Raw genomic sequence first — 15,715 nt, forward strand, 5'->3', positions numbered from 1 at the left:
GAGCCGCATTCGCGTATTTCCATCGAGTAGTTACCGTGCTCAAGAAGATCGCTGTGTCCGACCTGCGCCTGGGCATGTACGTCCAGGAATTATGCGGTTCATGGATGGACCACCCCTTCTGGAAGAGCAGCTTCCTGCTGAAATCCGAAAAGGACCTCGCCCGCATCCTCGACAGTGCCGTCACCGAGGTGTGGATAGACGCGTCCAAAGGCCTGGACATCGACTCGGATTCCGCCAGCGGCGGGAGCACCGCCGAGCAGGTGCAGCAGGAAGCCGAGGCACGCCTGCTGGAAGCCGCCAAGGCGCCGCCAGTGGTGGTCAGCCCAGCGAGCATGGAAGAAGAACTGTCCCGCGCGGTGCAGCTCTGCGCCCGCTCCCGCGAAGCGGTGATGGAGATGTTCAGCGACGCCCGCCTCGGCCACGCCATCGAGCTCGGCCACGCCGCCGAGCTGGTGGAATCCATCACCAACTCGGTACTGCGCCACCCCAATGCGTTGATCAGCCTGGCGCGGCTCAAGCGTTCCGACGAATACACCTACATGCACTCGGTGGCCGTCTGCGCGCTGATGATCGCCCTGGCGCGCCAACTGCAGCTCAGCGAAGCCCTGGTGCGCGAGGCGGGCCTGGCCGGCCTGCTCCACGACATCGGCAAGATGGCCGTGCCGCTGGAGTTGCTGAACAAGCCCGGCGCCCTCACCGACGCCGAGTTCGCCACGGTGCGCCACCACCCGGAGGCCGGCGCGCGCATGCTTATCGACAGCCGTCAGGTCAGCGCATTGGTGCTGGACGTCTGCCTGCACCACCACGAGAAATTCGACGGCAGCGGCTACCCGCACCGCCTCGGCGGCGAGCAGATCAGCTTGCTGGCGCGCATGGGCGCGGTCTGCGACGTCTACGACGCCATCACCTCCGACCGGCCCTACAAGAAGGGCTGGGCGCCGGCCGAGGCGTTGCACAAGATGGCCGAATGGACCAAGGGGCACTTCGATCCCCAGGTGTTCCAGGCCTTCGTCAAGGCCGTGGGCATCTACCCCACTGGCTCCCTGGTGCGCCTGGAAAGCGGCCGTCTCGGCGTGGTGATCGACCAGAACGCCCGCTCGTTGCTGCTGCCGCGGGTCAAGGTGTTCTTCTCGGCCCGCTCGAAGGTGCCGATTCCCCAAGAGGTGATCGACCTCGCCGCCCTCGACGGCCGCGACCGCATCATCGGCCGCGAAGCCCCGGAAGACTGGGGCTTCCGTAACCTCGACGCCCTTTGGGGTGGCGAACGCCTGCCACCCGCCAAGGCGAAGTGACGCGAACGAATGGGCGGCCATCCAGTCCTACTCCCTGCACCCTGATCCCGAGGAGAACCCGTTGAAACGCTTCCTAGCCCTGCTGACCCTGGTCGCCCTGCCGGCCTTCGCCGCCGAGGACCCCGAGCTCTACGGCCGCTACGAGTACATCCGCCTGCCGGAGATCGGCCAGACCCTCAAGGCCAAGATGGACACCGGCGCCCTGACTGCCTCGTTGTCGGCCAAGGACATCGAGCGCTTCAAGCGTGACGGTGACGACTGGGTACGCTTCCGCCTGGCCACCAAGGATGCCGACGACACCGTCTACGAGCACCGCCTGGCGCGCATCAGCAAGATCAAGACGCGCTCCGAGGAAGCCGGCGACGACGAGGACGACGAGCGTGAAAAGGCCGATCCGACCAAGCGCCCGGTGATCGAGATGGAAATGTGCCTGGGCGACACCAAGCGCACCGTCGAGGTCAATCTCACCGACCGCAGCAGCTTCAACTACCCGCTGCTGATCGGCGCCAAGGCCCTGCGCGAGTTCCGCGCCGCCATCTACCCCGGGCGAAAGTTCACCGCCGGCAAGCCCCAGTGCTGAGCCACGGCTGAGCCAAGGGCCTCGGCGGGATTGACGCCGCTCGAGGCCTGCGGCACCGTGCCGGCTATTTCCCCGCCTGCACGGACGCCATGCCCACTATCCTGATTGTCGAAGACGAAGCGGCCATCGCCGACACCCTGGTCTATGCCCTGCAGGCTGACGGTTTCGAGGTCACCTGGCTGAGCCTGGCCAGCGAGGCCCTGGAACTGCTGGCCCGTGACCCGTTCGACCTGGTCATCCTCGATGTCGGCCTGCCCGATATCAGCGGCTTCGAAGCCTGCAAGCGGTTGCGGCGCTTCTCCGAGGTGCCGGTGATCTTCCTTACCGCCCGGGATGCCGAGATCGACCGCGTGGTGGGCCTGGAAATCGGTGCCGACGACTACGTGGTCAAGCCCTTCAGCCCCCGTGAGGTGGCCGCTCGGGTGCGCGCCATCCTCAAGCGCACCGCGCCCCGGGAGGCCGCGCGGGCCAGCGTGCCCGCCCCGGCGGCCGAAGGCGCCTTCGTGGTGGATGCGGAGCGTGTGCGCATTCATTACCTGGGCCAGTTGCTCAGCCTCACCCGCCATGAGTTCCGCCTGTTGCAGACGCTGCTGGCTCAGCCCGAGCGGGTGTTCAGCCGCGAGCAGTTGCTGGATTCGGTGGGCGTCGCCAGCGATGCCGGCTACGAGCGCAGCATCGACAGCCACATCAAGAGCCTGCGCGCCAAGCTGCGCCAGGTGAACGCCGAGGCCGAGCCGATCCAAACTCATCGCGGCCTCGGCTACAGCTACGACCCCAACGCCTGACCGGAGCCCCGCCATGCCGCTCGGCGTCCGCATCTTCCTGGTGTACTTCCTCTTCGTCGGCCTGGCTGGCTACTTCGTGCTGAGCACGGTGATGGACGAGATCCGCCCCGGCGTGCGCCAGTCCACCGAAGAGACCCTGGTGGACACCGCCAACCTGCTGGCCGAGATCCTCCGCGATCCGGTGCGCGACGGCACCCTGGGCCAGAGCAACCTGCCCGAGCTGCTCAAGGCCTATGGCAAGCGCCAGCCCGGCGCCGAGATCTGGGGCGTGCGCAAGACCGAGGTGAACCACCGCATCTACGTCACCGACGGCACCGGCAAGGTGCTGCTGGACTCCAGCGGCCTGGCCGTGGGCCAGGACTACTCCGGCTGGAACGACGTGCTGCTGACCCTGCGCGGCCAGTACGGCGCCCGCTCCACCCGTGAAGACCCCAGCGACCCGGACTCCTCGGTGATGTACGTGGCGGCGCCGATCCGCGACAACGGTCGGATCATCGGTGTGGTCTCGGTGGCCAAGCCCAACCGCTCGCTGCAGCCCTACATCTACCGCTCGCAGATGCGCCTGGCCTGGCTCGGTGCCGGGCTCATCGGGCTCGGCCTGCTGATCGGCGGGCTGCTGTCCTGGTGGCTCAGCGGCTCCCTGCGGCGCCTCACCCGCTATGCCCAGGCCGTGAGCGAAGGCCAGCGCGCCGAGTTACCCACCCTGCGCGGTGGCGAGCTGGCGCAACTGGCCCGAGCCGTGGAGCGCATGCGCACCGAGCTGGAAGGCAAGGCCTACGTCGAGCGCTACGTGCACACCCTGACCCATGAGCTGAAGAGCCCGCTGGCAGCGATCCGGGGTGCGGCCGAGCTGCTGGAGGGCGAGATGCCCCCGGCGCAGCGCCAGCGCTTCGTGGCCAATATCAGCGGCGAGAGCGCGCGCCTGCAGCACCTGATCGAGCGGCTGCTGTACCTCGCCCAGGTCGAGCAGCGCCAAGGGCTGGAAGAGCGCGTGCCGGTGCCGCTGGCGCCCCTGGTGGAAGACCTGTTGCAGGCCCAGGCGGCACGCATCGAGGCCGCCGGACTCCGCATCGAGAATGCGGTGAACATCGGTCTCGAGGCATCGGGCGAACGCTTTCTGCTGCGCCAGGCGCTGGCCAACCTGCTGGACAACGCCCTGGACTTCACCCCGGCGGGCGGCCTGATCCGCATCGCCGCGAGCCGCGACGGCCATGAGCTGGACCTGCGGCTGTACAACCAGGGCGAGGCCATTCCCGACTACGCCCTGCCGCGCCTCACCGAGCGCTTCTATTCCCTGCCGCGCCCCGGCAGCGGCCGCAAGAGCACCGGCCTGGGGCTCAACTTCGTCCAGGAAGTGGCGCAGCTGCACGGCGGCAGCCTGCAGGTCTGCAACTTCGACGGCGGTGTGGAAGTGCGCCTGCGCCTGCCGGTGGCCTGAGCCACAGACGCACCATTGCGGTGCGTCTTTTCATCCAGGGGTTCGGCACCTGTCGCCGGGGAGCATCACTCCGCCGTGGCCTCCGGCGCGCTCTTCGCGTACTTCGCCACCACACCTTTCCAGAATGCCGGGAAGCCCTCGCTGAAGCGGCTGAAGGCGGCTTTCTCGGCACGGTTCTTCGACTCGGCCACCGCGTCCTCGGTGGACCAGGTGCTGGAGCGCTGCTCCTCCTGGGCGGTGGCCTCGGTGGAGCCGTATATGTAGCCGCTGCGCACGTCGACCAGGATGCCGGCGACGGTGGCGGTGACATGGGCCTGGTGGTTGGGCAGGAAGCCCAGCGACACCGCCGTCAGCGGGCCCAGCGGGGTGCTGTCGACATAGAACTTGGTGTCCACTGTGTAGACCAGCAGCAGGTCCGAGCGCATGTGCGCGGCGGGCAGGCGCAGGTCCTTCAGGCTCTTCATGCCGTTGGGGGTGAGCAGGCGGCTCAGGGGCGCGGCCTGGCTGATCAGCGGCTGCTCGGCGATGCGTGCCAGGTCGGCATCGGACTCGATGTCGCGGGTCTGAACCACCTCGAAGCCGTCGTTGTAGCCACTGGCGACGCGGACGATGCTCAGTTGCGCGGGGAAGGGGCTGGCAGGTTTCTTGCTGAACAGCTGCTCGATATCGGCGTCATCGATGCCGGTCAGGGATACGCCCTGGTCGGGGGTGACATAGCTCTTGCTGGAGCAACCGCCGAGCATGAGCAGCGACAGGGCGGCGAGGGTGCAGAGGGTCTTGCGGGTACGCATGGAATCTCCTTTTCCGAAGGGCCGGAGGGCCCGACTGGCGGCGATTCTGCCGCTTCTTGCGAGTGCCCACAATTGACTATTCTCAAACCGTCGCCGTGCATGGAACGCGGTGCACATAACAACGAGAAACCGGGAGCAGCCAATGAAGAGCGTCGCCGAAATATTGCGGGGCAAGCCCCACACGACCATCTACCGGGTCGACCCCACCACCACCGTGCTGGAGGCGGCCGAACTGATGGCCGAGAAGGGCATCGGCGCGGTGCTGGTAATGGAGCGTGACGAGTTGGTGGGCATCGTCACCGAGCGCGACTACGTGCGTCGCGTGGCCGCCAAGGACCGCTCCTCCTACGGCACCGAGGTGCAGGAGATCATGACCTCCAACCTCTTCGTGGTCGGCCCGAAGGACAGCAACCAGTTCTGCATGCAACTGATGACCGAGAAGAACCTGCGCCACCTGCCCGTGCTGGATGACGGCAAGGTGATCGGGCTGCTGTCCATCCGCGACCTGGTACGCGACATCACCGCCGAGCAGGAAAGCCTGATCCACCATCTGGAGGACTACATCCGCGGGTCGTGCTGATCGTTTGATGTGGGCGCCGGGAGCGAATTCATTGGCTCTGTCTGCGTTAGCTGTTGTGGTTTTAATGCAAGCGCTCAAGCACGGCCCTTTCCGGGCGCCCAAGGGTTCGTGCCACCTCCACCGCATGGGTTTCGCTTCGCTCTACACCATCCTACGAAATCCCGTGCGCACCACGTGGCGATGCGCTGGACGAAGAAAGGTGGGGCAGCCGCCAACGCCCCTCCAGGAGGCCGAACGCAGTCGTTGCGCCGGGGGACGAGCGGCATGGATGCCGCGAGAGGCGCACCAGGCCATGGATGGCCCATCGCGCCGGCCCCCAGACGACGCTTGCGGCGAACGCACTTCAGTGCGGCCCGAAGGGCGAGCGTAGCGAGTAACGGCGATGGAGTGAGGGAACCCGACGCAGTCGGGCCGGATGATGGGGCAAGCGTTTTTGGTTCCTTTTTTGGCGATTGAAAAAAGGGACTCGCCCGGGAGGGCGAAACCAGAAGCATCACCAGAGCTCGGCAATCAGCTGGGCTCAATTCTTCTAGCAACACTTAACGCAGACAGAGCCAATTCATTCGCGAATGTGGCCTGTAGGGTGGATGACGCTTCACCCATCCACCGGGCGGTGTTCCGTCTCGCGCATTACGCATTCTCGGGTACCTCGTAGGGTGGGTCGGGCGGCGTTCTGCGAGTGAAGCGAAACCCATTGGGCAACGCCCGACGCCGCTGATGGGTTTCGCTTCGCTCTACCCATCCTACGATCCCCGCATGAGCGACCCCCACTCTCCACCCAATTCCCACACAAACTCCACACTTCCCCCATCGCCCCACCTTGGGCGGGCTCCAGACTTTCCCCATCGAGAACACATGAGGAGAGTCCGAGATGACCCGTACCCTGGGTTTCAAGCTGGGCGCCATTGCCCTGCTGATCCTGTTGCTGATGATTCCGCTGCTGATGATCGACGGCCTGATCGACGAGCGTCAGCAGGCGCGCAATGGCGTGCTGGAGAACATCGCCCAGAGCTCCAGCTACAGCCAGCAGGTGACGGGGCCGATCCTGGTGGTGCCCTACCGCCGCGTGATCCGTGAGTGGAAGACCAACGAGAAGACCGGCCAGCGCTACCTCGACGAGAAAGAGGAACGCAGCCGCCTGTTCTTCCTGCCGGAGCGCCTGCGCCTGGCCGGCGAGGTGGACACCGAGCTGCGTGCCCGGGGCATCTACCAGGCGCGGTTGTACAAGAGCGATAGCCGCATTAGCGGGCAGTTCCTGCTGCCGGCCAACTACGGCATCGATGACGGCCTGGCCGACTACCGCTTCGAGGCGCCGTTCCTGGCAGTGGGCATCAGCGACATCCGCGGCATCAGCAATGCGCTGAAGCTGGAACTCAACGGTCGCAGCTTCGACTTCCAGCCCGGCAGCGGCGACCCGGTACTGGCCGGCGGCGTGCATGTGCCGTTGCCCAGCCTGCAGGCGGGCGAGGTGCAGAACCTCGACTTCGGCTTCGACCTCAAGCTGCAGGGCACCGAGTCGCTGAGCATCACCCCGGTGGGGCGCGACAGCCAGGTGGAGCTGAAGTCCGGCTGGCCGCACCCGAGCTTCGTCGGCGAGTTCCTGCCCGCCGAGCGCGAGGTGCGTGACGACGGCTTCAGCGCCCGCTGGCAGACCAGCTTCTTCGCCACCGACATGGAAGCGGCCCTGGCCAACTGTGCCTACGCCGAGCGTTGCGAGGCCTTCAACAGCAAGGTGTTCGGCGTCAGCTTCGTCGACCCGGTGGACCAGTACCTGAAGACCGATCGCGCCATCAAGTACGCCCTGCTGTTCATCTGCCTGACCTTCGCCGGCTTCTTCCTCATGGAAGTGCTCAAGCGCCTGGCGGTGCACCCGGTGCAGTACGCCCTGGTGGGCCTGGCCCTGGCGTTCTTCTACCTGCTGCTGCTGTCGCTGTCCGAGCACCTGGAGTTCGCCCTGGCCTACGGCCTCTCCGCAGCGGCCTGCGTGCTGCTGGTGGGCTTCTACGTCAGCCACGTGCTGCACAGCTGGGCCCGTGGCGCGGGCTTCACCGCCGGGCTGGCGGCGCTCTACGGGATGCTCTACGGCCTGCTCAGCGCCGAGGACTACGCGCTGCTGATGGGCTCGCTGCTGGTGTTCGGCCTGCTGGCCTGCGTGATGGTGCTCACCCGCAAGCTCGACTGGTACGGCGTTGGTGCCGTCAAACCCGCCCAGGTCCAGGGCTGATAACCCCGGGCGCGGCCACCGCCGCGCCCTTCAGGAGGAAGAAACGATGCGTGCAATGGTGCAATTCACAGCCTGCTTCGCCCTTGGCCTGGTGGTCTCGGTACTGATACTCGGCGGCCTGATGTTCGCCGGCAATTTCGGCTTCATCGACCTCTGGCTGATCACCGGCAAGCCGGTGGCCAACCTGGCGCTGATGGTGCTGCCCGAGTCCTTCTGGCATGCGCTGACCGGCGTCATCGACCCGCGCAACAACCCCTCGGTGAACTCCTTCCTGCAGCTGTGCGTGGCGCTCTCCCAGGGCGCCCTGTTGCTGGCGGCCGGGTTCTTCCGCCTGTGGTACCGGCGCCGTGACGAAGAGGAGGACACCCGCGATGCGCGGTGAACTGCATGAAGAGCGTGCCGCCAGCCGACGCCTGGCGGCCCGGATCGCCGAACTGTTTCCCGGCTACCGCGCGGAAAGGCAGGGCGTGGTGATCGGTTTCGAGCCCTGGCCGGGCCGCCAGGAGCCCTCCGGGCAAGCGCGGCGCCAGGCCCGATGAAGGACGCATGCCAAGGACGGCGCGGCCTGGAGCGGTGCGAGGGAAGAGGAAGAGGGAATGTCAGCATCGTGTAAATATTTCGATGCAAATGACTATAAAGATCAAATGAAAATAAATATCATCCGCAACCGATTCTTTTACCCTCTACCAGGATGCGGACCTGCCCCATGTCGACCCCTGCCAAACTGCCTGCCCTTTCACCCCTGGCCCTGAGCCTGGCCTCTGTGCTGCTGTCGCCGCTGGCCATGGCCGCCACCGAGCTGCCCGCCATCGAAGTCGACGGCAAGCGCAGCCAGGACTCGAGGGTGAAAGAGGTCTCCACCGCCACGCGCACCGCCACTCCGGTGCGCTACGTGCCCCAGGCGATCGACACGGTGCGCACCGAAGACGCCTTGAACTACGGCACCCGCACCCTCGCCCAGGCCCTGGCCGGCCTGCCCAACGTCAGCGACGCCAGCGACACCCGCTTCGACGGCTTGCGCATCCGCGGCTTCGACGCCAGCAACGACTTCTACCTGGACGGCATCCGCGACGACAGCCAGTACACCCGCGACCTGCACAACATCGAGCGCATCGAGGTGCTCAAGGGTCCGGCGGCGGTGCTCTACGGCCGTGGCAGCCAGGGTGGCCTGGTCAACCGCATCAGCAAGCAGCCCCAGGCCGGGCTGGCCTCGACCCTGGAGGCGCAACTGGGCAGCCAGGACTTCCGCAGCCTCTACGCCGACCTCAGCGCCGACGCCAACGAGAACATCGCCCTGCGCCTGAACATGGGCGAGCAGGATGCCAACAGCTTCCGCAAGGGCATCGACTCCAGCCGCCAGCTGTTCGCGCCGTCCATGAGCTGGCAGCTCAGCCCTGACCTCAACTGGCTGGTGCAATACGAGTACAGCCGCCACCGCCGCACCCCGGATCGCGGCATCCCCGGCCTCAACGGCCACCCGGCGGACGTCAGCCGCGACACCGTCTACAGCGACCTGCAGCGCGACTACATCGACGACAAGGCGCAGTCCCTGCGCTCGCGCCTGACCTACGACATCAACGCCGACTGGCAACTGCGCCAGACCCTCGGCGTGTTCAAGCTCGACAGCGATTTCGACAACACCTACGTCACCAGCGTCAACGCCGCCGCCCGCACCGTGGGCCGTGCCCGCTGGCAGCAGGACCTGACCACCCGCAACATCTTCAACAACGTCGAGCTGGAAGGCGTGTTCCACACCGCCGGCCTGGAGCACCGTCTGCTCACCGGCCTGGAGCTGGGCAACCAGCACCGCGACCCGAAGCTCTACACCAACGCCACCGGCGCCGCGAACGCCGCGCCCTCGCTGGACATCTTCAACCCCGACACCACTCGCCAGCAGACCGGGCGCATGGTCGCCAGCAGCGATGCCCAGCACCGCATCGACAGCCGCGCCCTGTACATCCAGGACCAGGTGACCCTGAACGAGCAGTGGCAGGTGCTGTTCGGCCTGCGCTACGACCACTTCGACGTGGACAGCCAGAACCGCCTCACCCGCCGCAGCGAGCAGCAGGTGGACGACAGCTTCAGCCCCCGCGTGGGCGTGGTCTGGACGCCGCTGCGCGACCATTCCTTCTACGCCTCCTACAGCAAGACCTACTCGCCGGTGGGCGGCGGCCTGATCGGCGTCACCGCCGGCGCGACCACCAACACCAACGACACCGGCCCGGAACACACCCGCCAGTACGAAGTGGGTGTGAAGAGCGACTGGCTGGAGGACAACCTCAGCACCACCCTGGCCGTCTACGAGATCGAGCTGTACAACCGCCGCACCTCCGACCCGCTGAACCCGGGAAACTTCCTGCTCTCCGGCCTGCAGCGCTCGCGCGGCATCGAGCTGACCGCCAGCGGCCGCCTCCACGGCAACTGGTACCTGCGCGGCGGCATCGGCCTGCAGGACGCGGAGATCGTCAAGGACAACAACGGCCTGGAAGGCAAGCGCATCGGCGACGTGGCCGAGCGCAACGGCAGCCTGTTCCTCAGCTGGAAACCGGAACAGGGCCTGTACGGTGAAACCGGCCTGACCCTGGTGGGCGACCGCTACGCCGACAACGCCAACACCGTGGCGCTGCCGGGCTACGGCCGCTGGGACGCCATGCTCGGCTACCGCCTGGAGCAGTGGGACCTGAAGGCCGCACTGACCAACATCGCCGACAAGACCTACTACGCCACCGCTACCAGCGCCGTGCAGATCATGCCCGGCGACCCGCGCACCCTGATGACCAGCGCGAGCTACAGGTTCTGATCACAGGATCGAGGCCTTGCCCGGCCCGTCGGGTGGGTAGCCCGTAGGATGGGTAGAGCGAAGCGAAACCCATCAGCTCCCAGCACGGAGACGCCTTGGGTGCCGGGCCTTCAGCATGGGTTTTGCGGTGCTCTACCCATCCTACGATTCAGCGGCCGAGGTGGGGTTGGGTCTTGCGCCGTTGGGCCTCGCTGCACTCAGCGCCAACCTACGGCGGGTGACCCCGGGGAGGCTGGCGCCGAGTACGAACCTGGTCCGTAGGATGACGGTGCCTGGGTTGAGCCTTGTACCCGCTCAATCCCTGATCATCACCAGCCGGTCGAGGCCCGATTCCGCGCCCCAGACTTCGCCGATGCGGCCGGAGAGCTGCAGCACGCGGGCGTTGGCCTGGTCGCTGGGGAAGGCGGTGAAGCGCTGGCTGAAGGGATTGAAGCGGAGGATGGCGTTGCTGCTGAAATCGCTGATCCAGATGCGGTCCTGCTCGTCGACGAACATGGCATGGGCGTCGGCCTTGCCGCCGGGCAGGTCCCAGCTGTTCCAGGCGTTGGCCAGCGGGTCGTAGCGGCTGAGCTTGCCGCTGCCGCTTTCACTGACCCAGAGGGTGCCCTTGGAATCGCTCCAGATGCGTTGCGGCCCCTGCTGCGCCTCGGGCGAGGCGATCACCTCGGCATGGCCGGAGCCGGCGTCGATGCGGGCGATGTGCTTGCCGTCGAGGCTGGCGTACCAGATCTCGCCATTGGGGTGGTGGTGATGCCGTAGGGCCCGGCGCCGCCGGGGGCGGGCCAGACCTTGATCTCGCCGTTCTTCGGGTCGAGTCGGCCGTAGTAGCCGTCCTGCCCGGTGAACCAGAGCAGCCCGGCCCTATCGAAGGTGGCGCTGTTGAGGCCGGCGTCGGCGGCGCTGCCCGGCAAGGGGTAGTGCTTGGCGCTGAGGCGGTCCGGGTCGACCTTCACCAGGGCGTTGAGGCCGGCGTCGGTGACCCAGGCCGCGCCGTCCTGGCCGACCACCACGCCGCGCGGGCTGGAGCCGGCGCCGAGGGCGATCTGCTGGCTCTGCCCGGTCATGGGGTCGAGCAGCCCGAGCAGGCCGAGTTTCTGCGCGGTGTACCAGACGCGGCCGTCGGTGGCGGGGGCCACGTCGCGCGGGCCGCTGCCCGGTGGCAGGGGGAAGTACTTCACCTCGGCGGCGAGCACGGTCGTGCTGAGCAGGGCGGCGAACAGGAGCGCAGCAGCGTTGCGGAGCATGGCGACCTCCAGGTCTGGGACACAGACGTATGGACGCCGCCGCGCTCCAAGGGTTCGCCGCGAATTTCCCCGGCGGCTCAGCGCCGCAGCAGCAAGGGACGGATGCCTAGGAAGGCGGGGATGCCCAGGCCGACCCAGGCCAGGGCGTCCCAGAGGCCGTCGCCGAGCAGGGCGCCCACCAGGCCGATGGCGGTGAGCGCCGCCAGCAGCGCGGGCACGGCGAAGGTGCGCTTCAGGTTCATGCCGCCGCCTCCCCACGCTGCCGCGCCGGCGCGCGTCGGCGCACCCACCAGAGGTAGAGCCCGCTGCCGAGGACGATGATGGTCAGCACGTCCAGGGTCGCCCACAGCAGCTGCATGGGCAGGCCGCCGTAGTCGCCGAAGTGCAGCGGCTGGGACATGGCCAGGGCGTCCATGTACCACGGGCGCTCGCCGATGGCGGTGACGGCCAGGGTGCGCGCGTCGATCAGCACCGGCGTCCACAGGTGCGAGGTGAGGTGGCTGCTGCCCTTCATGAACACCGAGTAGTGGTGCTCGCTGGAGAAGCGCGTGCCGGGGAAGGCGATGAAGTCCGGCGCCATGCCCGGCGTCGCCCGGCCGGCGATCTCCAGCAGGCGTGTGGCCGGGGCGCGCTCGGTGAGCGGCGGGGCGTCGCGGTAGGGCTCGACCATGGCGGCCAGGCTCTCGTTGCGCCAGGCGGCGATCACCAGGTCGGCGCAGGCGCTGATCACCCCGGTGACGCCGACCACCAGGGCCCAGGTCAGGGTGACGATGCCGATCAGGTTGTGCAGGTCCAGCCAGCGGGTGCGGGTGGAGCGGTCGCGGCGCACGGTGCCGAACTCCAGGCGGCGCATGAAGGGCGCGTAGAGCACCGCACCGGAGACGATCGCGACCACAAACAGCAGGCCCATGAAGGCCAGCAGCAGCTTGCCCGGCAACCCGGCGAACAGGTCCACGTGCAGGCGCAGCATGGTCATCATGAAGCCGCCGTTGGCCGAGGGCATGGCCACCGGTTCGCCGCTGCGGGCGTCGAGCATGAAGGTGTGCGAGGAATTGGGTTCGGTGCCGGCGGTGGCGGCGGTGATGGCCACCACGCCGTTGGGCTCGTCGTCTTCCCAGCCCAGGTACTGCACCACCTCGCCCTGGCGATGGGCCTCGGCGGCCTGCACCAGTTGCTGCAGGTCGAGGCGCGGCGAGTCCGCCGGCATCTCGCGCAGCACCGGGGCGTCGCCCAGCAGGTGGTCGATCTCGTGGTGGAAGATCAGCGGCAGGCCGGTCAGTGCCAGGAGCAGCAGGAAGGCCGTGCAGATCAGGCTGGTCCAGGTGTGGACGAAGGACCAGCGGCGGATGGTGGTTGATTTCATGAGTCTGTCCAAAAGCCGAAGGCCGCCCAGCGGGCGGCCTCGGTGGCGCGTGGTGTACGACTTAGTGGCTTACCACTTGTAGGTGGCGCTGGCGACGACGCTGCGCTCGTCACCGTAGTAGCAGTAGTAGGCATCGCAGGTGGAGAGGTAGTCCTTGTCCAGCAGGTTGGTGGCGTTGAGCGCTACCGACGCACCGTTCAGGCTGCTGTCCAGGCGGCCGAGGTCGTAGTGCACGGCGGCATCGAACACGGTGTAGGACTTGGCGAAGCCGAGCTCGGAGTTGGCCTGGTCACCGAAGGTGTTGCCGGTGTAGCGGGCGCCGGCGGCGATGCCGAAGCCGTCGAGCACGCCGTTGTGCCAGGTGAAGTCGGCCCACAGCGAGGCCTGGCGGTTGGGCATCAGCTGCAGGCGCTTGCCCTTGTACTCGCCGTCCTGCACCTCGGACTTCGCCTGGGTGTAGGAGGCGATCAGCTTCAGGCTTTCGGTGACGTTGCCCACCGCTTCCAGCTCCAGGCCCTTGACCTTCACTTCGCCGTCCTGGCTGGTGACCGGCGTGCCGTTGATGCGATTGGTGACCGACACGTTTTGCTGGGTCAGGTCATAGACGGCGGCGGTCAGCAGGATGTCGCTGCCCGGCGGCTGGTACTTGATGCCCAGCTCCCACTGCTTGCCTTCGGTCGGTTTGAAGGAATCGGTCGGCGATGCCGTGGCGTTGCTGGTGGGCTGGAAGGACTCGGCGTACGACAGGTAGGGCGTGAAGCCGGAGTCGAACACGTAGCTGAGGGCGGCGTTACCGCTGAAGGCCTTGTCGCGCTCGGTGTTGGTGGCATCGCTCTGGTTGAGGAAGGTGGTGCCGGTGTGCACCCAGTCCTCACGGCCGCCGAGGGTCAGGCGCCACTGGTCGAGGGCCATCTGGTCCTGGACGTAGAGGCCGGTCTGGTTGGTCTTCTGGTTGTAGTCGTAGTACGCCAGCGAACGCGGAGGGCGGACGATCGGCTGGCCGGAGACCGGGTTGTTGACGTTGATGTCCGGCGGGGCGTAGCCGTTGAAGGCGGTACCGAAGACCGACATGTAGTCGGTCTCGATGCGCTGGTGATCGAGGCCGAGCAGCAGGGTGTGATCGATGCCGCCGGTGGCGAAGTCGGCCTGGAAGTTGTTGTCCACCGCGAACTGGCTGATGTCCTCATCGGTGTTGGTGCTGTTGCGACCAACATTGCCGTTGGCGTCGACCACGTAGCCGAAGCCGGCGAGCGATGGGATGTAGCTGTTGACGGTGACGGTCTGGAACGACAGCTCGGACTTGGTGTAGCGCAGGTTCTGGCGGAACTGCCAGACATCGTTGAAGCGATGTTCGAAGGCATAGCCCAGCGCATAGTAGGTGCGGTCGTAGAAGTCGTAGTCCGGGTCACCCAGGTTCTTGTGGTGGGAGATCTTGCCGAACGGCATATCGATCTTGGTGCCCTGGATCGGACGGAACTGGCTGGTGGTGCCGGTATCGTCGCGGGTGAACTGCGACAGCAGGGTGAGGCTGGTGTCGGGGTCGATGTTCCAGGTCAGGCTGGGGGCGATGTTGTAGCGCTTGTTATCGACATGGTCGATCTGCGTACCGCTGTCGCGTACCACGCCGCTCAGGCCGTAGAGGAACTGGCCCTGCTCGTCGATCTTGCCGGTGCTGGCGAAGTTGATCTGGCGATGGTTGTCGCTTCCGTACTGCACTTCGATCTCGTGGCGGGTCTCGGCGCTCGGGCGACGGCTGACCATGTCCAGCAGGCCTCCGGGCGGGGTCTGGCCGTATACGGAGGAAGCCGGGCCACGCAGCAGGGCCAGGCGGTCCAGATTCCAGGTTTCCGGTTTCGGGTTGGCGTAGACGCCGCGCGGCAGCGGCAGGCCATCGAGGAAGTGGGTCGGCTCGAAGCCGCGCACGCGCATCCAGTCGTAGCGGGTGTCGCTGCCGAAGCTGGCGGAGACGATGCCGGGCATGTATTTCACCGTGTCGTCGAGGCTGTGGACGCTGCGGTCCTGCATCTGCTCGCGGGTGGCGACGGAAATCGAACGCGGGGCTTCGGCCAGAGCGGTATCCGTTTTGGTGCCAGCGGCGGTGCGTTTGGCCAGGTAGCCGGTAGTGGGGCCCCAGGCGCTTTCGCCAACACCGGCGGCGTCGATATTGGTGGCCGGCAGAGCCAGGCCGGTATCGGCTACGGGCTCCAGGCTGAAGGTGCCCGAGGGGCTTTTCACCAGTTGCAGGCCGCTGCCGTTAAGGGCGGCGTTGAGTGCGGCGACCGGCGAGTATTCGCCTTGCACCGGCTGGGCGGTTTTACCGGCGGTCAGCGATGGGTCGATGCTCAGGACGATGCCGGCTTCGCTGGCGATGCGGCTCAGGGTGCTGGCCATGGGCGCGGCGGGCAGCTGGTACTGCTGGGTATCGGCGCTGGCCTGGGTGGACAGGCTACCCAGGACGATGGCGGCGGCGAGCAGGCTGGGGCGGAAGGCAAACGTCATTGCGAACGACTCCTGATAGGAAATAAGTCTCAATGACCTGTTGCCGGATCAGGATAGAAAAGTGATAGGGGCCCTGCGAAATATTTTTCGGATGTCCGCCGGATGGCGGTTTTCCCGGG

15 protein-coding genes are annotated in these 15,715 nt (G+C 66.9%); 9 read left to right on the plus strand and 6 right to left on the minus strand.

Annotated features, from left to right (window positions below):
* Nucleotides 1–35 precede the first annotated feature (35 nt).
* The 4 genes from PSm6_RS12645 (at nt 36) to creC (ending at nt 4,095) form a co-directional block, all read left to right on the plus strand.
* Nucleotides 36–1,292: a cyclic di-GMP phosphodiesterase gene (locus PSm6_RS12645; RefSeq protein ID WP_021217051.1), complete on the plus strand. Its 1,257-nt coding sequence runs from the start codon at nt 36–38 to the stop codon at nt 1,290–1,292.
* 61 nt (nt 1,293–1,353) lie between these two features.
* The gene (gene rloA2, locus PSm6_RS12650; protein ID WP_021217052.1) at nt 1,354–1,872 is read left to right on the plus strand and encodes a retropepsin-like aspartic peptidase RloA2; all 519 of its coding nucleotides are present in this window, start codon (nt 1,354–1,356) and stop codon (nt 1,870–1,872) included.
* 89 nt (nt 1,873–1,961) lie between these two features.
* Nucleotides 1,962–2,657, plus strand: coding sequence for a two-component system response regulator CreB (creB, locus tag PSm6_RS12655; RefSeq protein WP_021217053.1), 696 nt, complete (start codon nt 1,962–1,964; stop codon nt 2,655–2,657).
* A gap of 13 nt (nt 2,658–2,670) precedes the next feature.
* Complete coding sequence (gene creC / locus PSm6_RS12660; RefSeq protein ID WP_021217054.1) at nt 2,671–4,095, plus strand: two-component system sensor histidine kinase CreC; 1,425 nt, start codon at nt 2,671–2,673, stop codon at nt 4,093–4,095.
* 65 nt (nt 4,096–4,160) lie between these two features.
* On the opposite strand, the gene PSm6_RS12665 is transcribed toward creC, so the two are convergent.
* Complete coding sequence (locus tag PSm6_RS12665) at nt 4,161–4,886, minus strand: hypothetical protein (RefSeq protein WP_043240698.1); 726 nt, start codon at nt 4,884–4,886, stop codon at nt 4,161–4,163.
* Nucleotides 4,887–5,028: 142 nt separating this feature from the next.
* On the opposite strand from PSm6_RS12665, the gene PSm6_RS12670 reads away from it, so the two are divergent.
* From PSm6_RS12670 to PSm6_RS12690, 5 genes are all read left to right on the plus strand, one after another.
* Nucleotides 5,029–5,466 carry a CBS domain-containing protein gene (locus PSm6_RS12670; RefSeq protein ID WP_021217056.1) on the plus strand — a complete coding sequence of 146 codons (438 nt, stop codon included), beginning with the start codon at nt 5,029–5,031 and terminating at the stop codon, nt 5,464–5,466.
* An 871-nt stretch (nt 5,467–6,337) separates the two neighbouring features.
* Nucleotides 6,338–7,690, plus strand: a complete 1,353-nt coding sequence (gene creD / locus PSm6_RS12675) for a cell envelope integrity protein CreD (protein ID WP_043240696.1) — start codon at nt 6,338–6,340, stop codon at nt 7,688–7,690.
* Nucleotides 7,691–7,745: 55 nt separating this feature from the next.
* Complete coding sequence (locus PSm6_RS12680; RefSeq protein ID WP_236206594.1) at nt 7,746–8,072, plus strand: hypothetical protein; 327 nt, start codon at nt 7,746–7,748, stop codon at nt 8,070–8,072.
* Nucleotides 8,062–8,229: a hypothetical protein gene (locus PSm6_RS12685; protein WP_158480923.1), complete on the plus strand. Its 168-nt coding sequence runs from the start codon at nt 8,062–8,064 to the stop codon at nt 8,227–8,229. Before PSm6_RS12680 ends, PSm6_RS12685 begins: the two co-directional genes overlap by 11 nt.
* A gap of 185 nt (nt 8,230–8,414) precedes the next feature.
* Nucleotides 8,415–10,490 carry a TonB-dependent receptor gene (locus PSm6_RS12690; RefSeq protein ID WP_043240902.1) on the plus strand — a complete coding sequence of 692 codons (2,076 nt, stop codon included), beginning with the start codon at nt 8,415–8,417 and terminating at the stop codon, nt 10,488–10,490.
* A 294-nt stretch (nt 10,491–10,784) separates the two neighbouring features.
* Here PSm6_RS12690 and PSm6_RS12695 read toward each other — a convergent pair whose 3' ends face one another.
* The 5 genes from PSm6_RS12695 to PSm6_RS12715 all read right to left on the minus strand — a co-directional run bounded on the left by PSm6_RS12695 (nt 10,785) and on the right by PSm6_RS12715 (nt 15,596).
* A complete protein-coding gene (locus PSm6_RS12695) occupies nt 10,785–11,153 on the minus strand; it encodes a Vgb family protein (RefSeq protein ID WP_265170327.1) in 369 nt (122 codons plus the stop codon).
* Complete coding sequence (locus PSm6_RS12700) at nt 11,150–11,734, minus strand: Vgb family protein (RefSeq protein WP_265170328.1); 585 nt, start codon at nt 11,732–11,734, stop codon at nt 11,150–11,152. Before PSm6_RS12700 ends, PSm6_RS12695 begins: the two co-directional genes overlap by 4 nt.
* Nucleotides 11,735–11,811: 77 nt before the next feature.
* Nucleotides 11,812–11,976, minus strand: a complete 165-nt coding sequence (locus PSm6_RS12705; protein WP_164488210.1) for a hypothetical protein — start codon at nt 11,974–11,976, stop codon at nt 11,812–11,814.
* Nucleotides 11,973–13,097, minus strand: coding sequence for a PepSY-associated TM helix domain-containing protein (locus PSm6_RS12710; protein WP_021222768.1), 1,125 nt, complete (start codon nt 13,095–13,097; stop codon nt 11,973–11,975). Before PSm6_RS12710 ends, PSm6_RS12705 begins: the two co-directional genes overlap by 4 nt.
* 69 nt (nt 13,098–13,166) lie before the next feature.
* Nucleotides 13,167–15,596 (minus strand): TonB-dependent siderophore receptor, encoded by a 2,430-nt coding sequence (locus PSm6_RS12715; protein ID WP_265170329.1) that lies wholly within the window; start codon nt 15,594–15,596, stop codon nt 13,167–13,169.
* Nucleotides 15,597–15,715 lie beyond the last annotated feature (119 nt).

It is taken from the genome of Pseudomonas solani, assembly GCF_026072635.1.
In the GTDB taxonomy this organism is placed as follows: Bacteria; Pseudomonadota; Gammaproteobacteria; order Pseudomonadales; family Pseudomonadaceae; genus Metapseudomonas; species Metapseudomonas solani.

Excerpts from the sequence above, each read along its gene's own strand:
- creD (WP_043240696.1), top strand. The coding sequence starts at position 6,338 with ATGACCCGTACCCTGGGTTTCAAGCTGGGCGCCATTGCCCTGCTGATC.
- PSm6_RS12700 (WP_265170328.1), bottom strand. The coding sequence starts at position 11,734 with ATGCTCCGCAACGCTGCTGCGCTCCTGTTCGCCGCCCTGCTCAGCACG.
- PSm6_RS12710 (WP_021222768.1), bottom strand. The coding sequence starts at position 13,097 with ATGAAATCAACCACCATCCGCCGCTGGTCCTTCGTCCACACCTGGACC.
- PSm6_RS12665 (WP_043240698.1), bottom strand. The coding sequence starts at position 4,886 with ATGCGTACCCGCAAGACCCTCTGCACCCTCGCCGCCCTGTCGCTGCTC.
- PSm6_RS12680 (WP_236206594.1), top strand. The coding sequence starts at position 7,746 with ATGGTGCAATTCACAGCCTGCTTCGCCCTTGGCCTGGTGGTCTCGGTA.
- PSm6_RS12670 (WP_021217056.1), top strand. The coding sequence starts at position 5,029 with ATGAAGAGCGTCGCCGAAATATTGCGGGGCAAGCCCCACACGACCATC.
- PSm6_RS12705 (WP_164488210.1), bottom strand. The coding sequence starts at position 11,976 with ATGAACCTGAAGCGCACCTTCGCCGTGCCCGCGCTGCTGGCGGCGCTC.
- creB (WP_021217053.1), top strand. The coding sequence starts at position 1,962 with ATGCCCACTATCCTGATTGTCGAAGACGAAGCGGCCATCGCCGACACC.
- PSm6_RS12685 (WP_158480923.1), top strand. The coding sequence starts at position 8,062 with ATGCGCGGTGAACTGCATGAAGAGCGTGCCGCCAGCCGACGCCTGGCG.
- creC (WP_021217054.1), top strand. The coding sequence starts at position 2,671 with ATGCCGCTCGGCGTCCGCATCTTCCTGGTGTACTTCCTCTTCGTCGGC.
- PSm6_RS12715 (WP_265170329.1), bottom strand. The coding sequence starts at position 15,596 with ATGACGTTTGCCTTCCGCCCCAGCCTGCTCGCCGCCGCCATCGTCCTG.